8 protein-coding genes are annotated in these 8,275 nt (G+C 59.8%); 5 read left to right on the top strand and 3 right to left on the bottom strand.

Annotation, left to right across the window (positions count from 1 at the left end):
- Window positions 1-284 precede the first annotated feature (284 nt).
- On the top strand, window positions 285-1,562 hold the full coding sequence (locus ABX749_RS13640) for a hypothetical protein (protein WP_372896461.1): 1,278 nt from the start codon (window positions 285-287) through the stop codon (window positions 1,560-1,562).
- Window positions 1,563-1,576: 14 nt separating this feature from the next.
- Here the strand turns inward: ABX749_RS13640 and ABX749_RS13635 are convergent, their stop codons facing one another.
- On the bottom strand, window positions 1,577-2,659 hold the full coding sequence (locus tag ABX749_RS13635; RefSeq protein WP_372896460.1) for a hypothetical protein: 1,083 nt from the start codon (window positions 2,657-2,659) through the stop codon (window positions 1,577-1,579).
- 75 nt (window positions 2,660-2,734) lie between these two features.
- Window positions 2,735-4,438: a PQQ-binding-like beta-propeller repeat protein gene (locus tag ABX749_RS13630; protein ID WP_372896459.1), complete on the bottom strand. Its 1,704-nt coding sequence runs from the start codon at window positions 4,436-4,438 to the stop codon at window positions 2,735-2,737.
- Window positions 4,439-4,608: 170 nt separating this feature from the next.
- Between ABX749_RS13630 and ABX749_RS13625 the strand changes: the two genes are divergently transcribed.
- The 3 genes from ABX749_RS13625 (at window position 4,609) to ABX749_RS13615 (ending at window position 6,993) form a co-directional block, all read left to right on the top strand.
- On the top strand, window positions 4,609-5,505 hold the full coding sequence (locus tag ABX749_RS13625; protein ID WP_145223037.1) for an AAA family ATPase: 897 nt from the start codon (window positions 4,609-4,611) through the stop codon (window positions 5,503-5,505).
- Between the two features lie 61 nt (window positions 5,506-5,566).
- Window positions 5,567-6,598, top strand: a complete 1,032-nt coding sequence (locus tag ABX749_RS13620) for a Gfo/Idh/MocA family protein (protein ID WP_372896458.1) — start codon at window positions 5,567-5,569, stop codon at window positions 6,596-6,598.
- Window positions 6,599-6,642: 44 nt separating this feature from the next.
- Window positions 6,643-6,993 carry a P-II family nitrogen regulator gene (locus ABX749_RS13615; RefSeq protein ID WP_145217528.1) on the top strand — a complete coding sequence of 117 codons (351 nt, stop codon included), beginning with the start codon at window positions 6,643-6,645 and terminating at the stop codon, window positions 6,991-6,993.
- A 63-nt stretch (window positions 6,994-7,056) separates the two neighbouring features.
- Here the strand turns inward: ABX749_RS13615 and ABX749_RS13610 are convergent, their stop codons facing one another.
- On the bottom strand, window positions 7,057-7,881 hold the full coding sequence (locus ABX749_RS13610) for a hypothetical protein (protein ID WP_372896457.1): 825 nt from the start codon (window positions 7,879-7,881) through the stop codon (window positions 7,057-7,059).
- Between the two features lie 67 nt (window positions 7,882-7,948).
- On the opposite strand from ABX749_RS13610, the gene ABX749_RS13605 reads away from it, so the two are divergent.
- The coding region (locus ABX749_RS13605; RefSeq protein ID WP_372896456.1) for a hypothetical protein at window positions 7,949-8,275 on the top strand (327 nt) is incomplete at its 3' end.

The raw sequence follows: 8,275 nt of genomic DNA, 5'->3' as shown, positions 1-8,275 counted from the left end.
TGGTCAAAAAATGGGGTGGTGACGCCCGGATTCGTCGAGGTTTCCTATCTTTTTGATTCATCAATGTTTTGACCCCTCTATCTGCACACCGATCCGGTGTGCGCGACCCCCGAATCTCCAGGACGCTTCCCGTCCAAGTGATCGCCGCCTTTTCCGTCCGCGCACATTCGATGTGTCGCTAAGATAGACTGGCGAGTGCCCACCAAGGGGCGTAGACTCGCTCGTGAACTCGCCCTGGTTTGCCGTCCCACCCGCCCTTTCGGTCCAAATCGATCCCACCTCCGATGCATGACCTCATCAAGCTGCGGTTTCTCGCTTTCGTGTTGCTCGTGGCCGCCCAGCCGCTGTGCCATGCCCAAACACGTCTGGACGAAGCGCCGATCAATTACACCGAAACCAAGGGGAACAATCGCGTCACGGCGATGATCGACAAAGTGGATTCGGGGGAGCTGGAATTGGTCTATGAAGACGGGTACGGCTACCTGCGATCGATCCTCAGCGAGTTGGACGTTCCGATTTCGTCCCAAGCACTCGTCTTTTCCAAGACCAGTTTACAGACCGGGCGGATTTCACCGACCAACCCCCGAGCGATTTACTTTGGGGATGAAGTGTACGTCGGTTGGGTTCGCGGCAGTTCGTTGTTGGAGATCTCGGTGGCCGACCCCAACCTCGGTGCCGTTTACTACACGATCCAGATGACTCCGCGACGACCGTACATGCGGCGGGAAAACTTTCGCTGCTTGGGCTGCCATGAAAAAACGGTCGATCACGGCAAGATCCCCGTGCACACGGTTCAGAGTGTGATGGCACGTAGCAATGGCAAGATTAATTTGTTGCTCGAGACGTACGTGACCGACCACACCAGTCCCCTCGAAGAACGCTGGGGCGGTTGGTACGTGACCGGCCACCACGGATCGATGAAACACATGGGCAACGCGTTTCTCGATGGCGAGGAACTCGTTTCGCTGGGCGAGTCGAACGCGGACACCCTTCGCCGCCAGTTTGACCTTTCACGGTGGCCCGTCGCCGGCAGCGATATCGTGGCCTTGATGGTCTTGGAGCATCAGGTGGAGATGCACAATCGTTTGACCGACGCGAACTATGCCGTGCGGCGGGCACGCTACACGTCGACGGATTCACCGGGCCAACGGGCGCAGTTGGACACGGTGATCGATGAATCGGCCAAGTTGGTCGTCGACCATCTGTTGTTTGTTGATGAAGCGAGGTTGGAATCGGAGATCAAGGGTTCTGATCGGTTTCAGCAGGACTTTGTCGCCAAAGGCCCGACGACCGCTGACGGAAAATCATTACGACAGTTCGATCTGAAGAAGCGTCTGTTCCGTTTTCCCTGCAGCTACACGATCTATTCCCCGGCATTTTCGGCGCTCGATGAGCAACTGCAAGCGAAGGTCTATGAACGGCTGTGGCGGGTGTTGAGCGGGCAAGACGATTCCGACGAGTATCGCCACTTGAGTTCGGACGACCGTGCGTCCATCCTTGCGATCCTGCGTCAAACGATCGACGGATTGCCGACGTCCTGGGCGAGCACCGAAACGCTGTAGGGCCTGTGGCGGATTCAGCCGGCCCCGGTCGGGCTCGCCAACGTCGCGAACTTCCTGCTCGTTCGCCGCTTCCAAATGAAGCCGTCCAGTACGTAGTGTGTGATCTGCGGAACGGCCAGCAACGGCACCAGAATCGTCTCGACCGAATCCAGGTTCCACGGCGCGCCGAACAACCAGGACCGCTCGTGCCAAACGCCGCGGTCCCAGACCAATTCTTCGACGTAGGCCAAGATCCAAATCAATCCGATGAACCGCGACAATCGCATCGCCACCGACGGCAGCGGTCGCGATTGCGTTGGTGTGGATGATTGGTGGTACCAGTAGACCAGCACCATGTAGGGAATCCCGTGGATGATCACGTTGGTCACGGTGAAGGCGTAATCAGAATTGAACGTGATGATTCCCAGGTACCAACACAATGCCGTCGTCGCCACGACCAGATCTTTGCCCGGGTTGAATTGACGTTTCGTCACCGCCAACCCGATCGCTTTGATGAAATACGCCGCCATCGCGGACCAGTAGAACGGTGCCAGATAGGCCGACCAGTCCAGCGAAAACGACGCGAAGTCATCGGGGCGAAACCACCAGAATTCTCGGGGCAAGTGACAGTGCCAATAGACCAGCGGGTACACGGTCGCCAAGTAGATCGCTGCGGTGTCGATCCAGCGGCCCCAGCGATTCGTTTCGCCGGCTTTGTTGCGGTACAGTGCCACCCAGCCGTATTGTTGGCGGATGAAGTGAAACACCGCCAAATAGGCCAGGCATCGCCAAAACACATCGACACTTTCGCTGTACAGCGCCCAGCTGATGGCAAACGCGAATCCCGGCGTCAACGCGTACAACCATGGACGTCGTGCCAGTTCGGCGCGATCGAAATAGACGCGAAAGCCTGTCGCGTAAACATGGGCGACATCGATCAACAGGATCGCGACCACCCAGGTCCAGCTGGGCGTGTCTTGGTGCAGCCAGCCAAACACACCCCCGACGCCGAGCATTGCCAGGGCCAGCAGCGCACTGCCACCGAAGGTCATCAGGTCGACCGACCGGCTAAACAGCCAGGGCGTCGACGAGACGGCAGATGCGGTTGGTGACGTCATGGCTGGACCCCAGTGGCGTAAGCTTCCAGCTTGCGATGGCAGGTCGAATCGCAAACTGAAAGCTGCCGTTACTTTTCATTTCTCCGGCAATTGGAAACAAATCGCTTGGCGGTCGTTTCGGACCAGCACGTGGCGGCCCGCGACGGTGGGAATGTTCCAGGTCTTTGAGTCCAGTGCGGGCATGCGAAACAATTCGTGATAGTCATCGATGGACGCGTCGACGAACACCAGGTCACCCGTTTCGTCCTGGACGACCAACACGTCACCGGCCAGCACGGCTTGTCCCTGCCCGGTGCGGCTTCGTCTCGGTTGCGTCCAAAACGTCGTCGCGTCCTCCAAGTTGACCGCCTGCAGCGAGCCGTTGCCGATGGCGTAACCGACATCGCCGACGACACAGGTGTGATTGAACTTGGTTTTCAGCACACGGTTGCTTCGCCACACGTCCGACGTCGTCCAGCCGGTACTGTCCTTGGTCACGCTGACGAGCGCACTGCCGCCGCCGTAGCCTTTTCCGACCAAGACGCGGTTTTCTCTGACGGTCACCGCCGACGAACAATTCGCGCTGGTGTTGGTCGAGCCGGGCCATGAAAAGGTCCACAGCACCGATCCGTCGTGAATCTGATGTCCGCTGACGGTTTTCTCGTTGACCGAAACGATTTGGCGTTCGCCGTCGAGTGTCGCCACGATCGGTGACGCGTAACTGAGTTGGTCGTCACCGGCCTGCCAGACCACATTTCCAGTTTCGGCGTCCAGTGCCACCAGCGATCGGACCGGCTGATCAACGCCGGGGCCGCCGAGGCTGGTGACACACAAGCCGTCGACCAGCAACGGCGAGCAGGCATAGCCCCAGGGTGCGGCGGTCTCGAATGCCGTTTGGTCGTCCCAGCCGGCCAGTTCCAACAGGTTGGCGGTCCAGTGCACCGCTCCGGTCGATCGATCCACGCACCACAAGAACCCGGTTGCCGTGGTCGCGTAGACTCGATCGCCCACGATCGTCGGGGTCGAACGAGGGCCGATCCCGCCGAGCGGGTTCTCATGGCGCCCGGCGTGTTGCAGCATCCAAACCAGCTCTCCGTCGGACAGCCGATAGCACGTCAAGCATTCCTGGTCGTCGCGTTGTTCCAGCGTGATTGCATCCTCGCCGACCACCGCGAAGGAGGACCAGCCTTCACCGATTCCCTGGTCCCACAAGACGTCGACCTGGGATTCGGACGTCGGCGTGGCGAATCTGCGTTCGGGATAGACGCCGTTGCGATTCGGTCCCAAAAATTGGGGCGACGCAGCGACGGTGATCGGTGTCTCGGTCGGCGTTTCGGACGCCGGGGGCTCGTTCTGTGTTTGGCCCACGTCGACGGCGCCGGGCGTGACCGATCTCAATTCGTGTGGCGACTCGCGGGCGAACCGCCAGCGAAACAGCGGAAGCATTTCGCCGCTAAAACCATCGAATTGAAACGTCGTCCAAAAAACCGCGACAGCGGCCACCGTCAGGGTTGGGACTCGCCAGCGGTGACCGGACCAGCTTTCCAATCGATGGAAACTAAACAAAACGTACAGCGAGGCGAGCGACAGACAGGCCAATCCGATCAAGTTGGCGTTCTGGTGATCGAACGACGGTGCAAAGTATTGCGCGACGGCCGTGATCACGACGGCCAGGGCGAACGCGATTGCAGCGTTGACCAATTTCGGCTTTCTGGTCGCAGGCACATCGACGGGCCGATCGGGTTCGGTCGATGAATCGTCGCGATTTTCGTTCGGGGCCTGTTCAATTGACTCCGCCATGGGCTCTTTTCTCCAAAAATCATTTCGGCAGCAGCGTTCTCGGCCGTGGGTTCCGCCACCGGTCACACCTGGGTTAATATGGGCGACCACTGATTCGCCGTCCCTTCCCCGATCTTGTTTTATCGATGATGCAGCATGCTTACGAGACCGCTCGACGGCTGCGGGAAAACATGGAAACGGTCATTCTGGGGAAAAACGAGGCGGTTCGCTCGATCGTGTTGACGTTACTGGCCGGGGAACACCTGCTGCTCGAGGACGTCCCCGGCGTGGGTAAAACGCTCGCCGCCAAGGCGTTGGCGGGCAGTATTGATACCGAATTCAGCCGAATTCAGTTCACCCCGGACCTGTTGCCCAGCGACATCACCGGCAGCTCGATTTATCGCAGCGATACCCGTGAATTTCAATTCACCCGGGGGCCAATTTTTTCCAACGTGGTCCTGGCTGACGAAATCAATCGCGCCCCACCGAGGACCCAATCGGCGTTGCTCGAAGCGATGAGTGACGGACAAGTCTCCGCGGACGGTACCACGTACCCCCTGCCGAAACCGTTTATCGTCGTCGCGACCCAGAACCCGTTTGAATTCGAAGGCACGTACGTGTTGCCGGAAAGTCAGATGGATCGGTTTTTGATGCGGACGAGCATCGGTTATCCCGAGCGTGACAGTGAGCGCATGGTGTTGCAATCGCATCGCACCGGCGAACCCGTCGATTCGATCAAGAGCGTCGTGACGGCGGACGAGGTGGTGTCGGCGCAAGCGGCCGTCCGTTCGGTGCGTGTCGACGAATCGCTGCAAGACTACCTGCTGGAAATCGTCGCACTGACGCGGACAACCGACGTGTTTCGATTGGGGGTCAGCACCCGTGCGGCGCTCAGTTTTTACCGCGGTTGCCAGGCCCGCGCGGTGACCGAGCAACGCGACTTTGTCACGCCCGATGACGTCAAATCGCTAGCCGTGACCACGCTTTCCCACCGCGTGCTCGTCGATGACTTCTCTGCCAATTCCAGCCGTGACACCGTTGAACAGCTGATGGCGGAACTGCTGCGCGGCATCCCCGTCCCTGTTTAGACACCCTCGTGTAAACGCACTCGTCTAACGCCAACCATCCCACCCCGGATTCCAAGTCTCGATGACTGCTTCTCCCACCGACTCCGCTCCCACCCGTTTCGGCGTGATGGGCACGGGCCGAATCACGCGTCGTTTGGTTGCCGATCTGCAATCGACCGATGCGGTGTCCGTCACTGCGATCGCCAGTCGATCGCAAGAGCGGGCGGATTGGTTTGCCTCGCAATACGGCATCCCCGCGGCAGTTGAGGGTTATCAAGCGTTGCTCGACCGCGACGACATCGATGCCGTTTACTTGTCCCTGCCACCGTCTTTGCACTCCGAGTGGTGCGTGCGAGCGGCGGAGGCCGGCAAGCACATCCTGTGCGAAAAACCCTTGGCGACCTCGGCCGACCAAGCCCAACAGATCGCCCAAGCGTGCGAGCGATACGGCGTCCGCTGGCTGGACGCAACCGGCTGGCTGCACCATCGACGCACCGCAGAGATGCGGGCGCTCGCCAGCGGCGGGCGACTGGGACGGTTGGGACACATCACCGCCGCGGTCTCGTTTTATCGACCCTTTCAATCCGGGGAGCATCGCTTGGATCCCGCGCTGGGCGGCGGCTGCTTGTTGGACCTCGGTTGGTACACCGCGGGTCTGGCGTGTTACTTTGCCGGTCGCAGCCCCCACCGCGTTTTTGCCGATTGCATCGAAGAGAACGGTGTGCCGCTGCGCACCAATGCCATGCTTTGGTTTGACGATGATCTGACGGCCAGCTTTTCATGCGGCTACGATACGGCGACCCGAAAGTGGTTTGAAGTTGCCGGCAGTGACGCGTCGGTCATCTGCGACGACTTCACACGGCCTTGGGCGGAACGACCGACTCGGTTTTGGGTGCATGACGCCAACGGCGAGGTTCAGTCTCACGAATCGTCCGATCGTCAAGAACAACGGATGATCCAGGCGCTGATCGGCCAGCAGCCACTGGACGAATTCAATCAGTTGGCGTTACGAACTCAAACGGTCTTGGACGCTCTGGCCGAATCGGCTCGGCGAAAGCAGCCGGTCGTGGTAGAGTGTGACGTGCGTCCCGACGCCCCTTCCCCGTCCCGCTGAATCGTTCACCAACGATCTAGAATACACCGCTGAGTGGTTTCATCATGCGAGTCGTCGTCGCGATCATCCAACCCACCAAACTCTCCACCGTGCGTGACGCCTTGCGCGAATTGCAGTTGGATGACATCACCGTCTGTGATGCGATGGGCTATGGCCGCCAACATGGAAAATCCGCACTGTTCCGCGGCAACGAATACAAGGTCGACTTGTTGCGCAAGGTCGCGGTGGAAGTGTTGGTGCACGAGGACGAATTGGAAACGGTGATCAACGTGATCAGCCGCAACGCATTGACCGGGTCGAGGGGCCAGATCGGCGACGGAAAAATCTTCGTCCTGCCGGTGGCCGAAGTCATCGACATCGCCAGTCCCCCGCCGCAGTACAACTCGGCAGGTTAAGCCGGCCGCAGGCAATCAGACCGTTGCTTTCGATCGAGCAACCGTCCGCAAATGGATTGCCGCTCAGTGCTTCGGTGGGAAGACGAAGTTTTTGAACGTTGCGGTCACGGGAATCGGCTCTTGGCGCCGAGGAACGCTCCAGTAGGGCTTTCCGTCCAAATGGGCCTGCAGGGCGTAAGAGGTCATGGGGGCCAACGCCACGTGCCATGTGGCTTCCGATGTCGCTGTCTGGTCGTCCTGCGGCGGGCGTGCTTCGATGATCACGAACAATTCCGGGTCGGTGCCGTGGGCGAACACGAACACGGCGCCGTCGATCGTCGTCTGGTCCCGGTAGCGTGCGATCGGTGTCGTCATCAGCCGCAACCGGTCCTCGTCACCGCCTTCGAAATCATCGCTTGCCGAGAAGCGACGGACGAGTTGGCGCATTTGCAGCAGACGTGCCGGCTCACTCGCCGCGGGCTTTGCCGCGGCGGGAATCGGCTTGAAGCTGACGCCGGCCTCGGCGGGCGCCCACGCCGCACGGCCGTTGTATTCAAACCTCAACGGTCGTGTGGAAAGGGATTGGAATTCGTGCAACCAGACATCATCGGTTTGCGGAATGATAAAAATCTGCGCCGCAGCGACGGGGCGTTTTTCGTTGTCTTCCCAAACGAACAACCCGCCGTCAACGACGCCGCTGACCGGGTTGGTGAATCGCAGCACAGGCTTGCTGCGAAACGTCACGGGTTGTCGGCTCGATTTTTCTCCAACGGTCACCTGGTACGACGAGCCCGTCTTCTGCATGTAAGCCAATCGTTCGTCCGCACTGTCGCTCACGCTCGCGACTTTTCCAGCGTCTGAAACCTGACACCCCAGCAGTAACAGAACGAGCGTCGTTGCGGTTGCCATGCTTGCCCCCGAGTTCGAAAGAAACAGAATTTGAAACTCACGCCACAATTAAGTCGGCATGTCTATAATGACGGATGCGGAAGGTGATGTCAATGATTTGACGTCCGTCGGGGGCATGCCAGCGACGCTGGCACTGCTGGTGTTAGCGGAACGGCGCGAGCCGTCCGGTTTTGGCGTTGAAAACGCGTTGACGGACCGGAGGGCTCGCGCCCTGCGGCTAACAACTGCTTCACAGCGTTGCCTGCTGGTGTTAGCGGAACGGCGCGAGCCGTCCGGTTTTGGCGTTGAAAACGCGCTGACGGACCGGAGGGCTCGCGCCCAATACCGCTCAATCGACAAAGTTTTGACCAGCGCAGGGCCCGTAGGCTCGCGCCAAACGGCTGATATTCGTTTG

This window comes from Stieleria sp. (genome assembly GCF_041595215.1).
Classification (GTDB): domain Bacteria; phylum Planctomycetota; class Planctomycetia; order Pirellulales; family Pirellulaceae; genus Stieleria; species Stieleria magnilauensis.
Note: the sequence above shows the minus strand (reverse complement) of the source record. Positions and strands in the feature narration are given on the sequence as shown.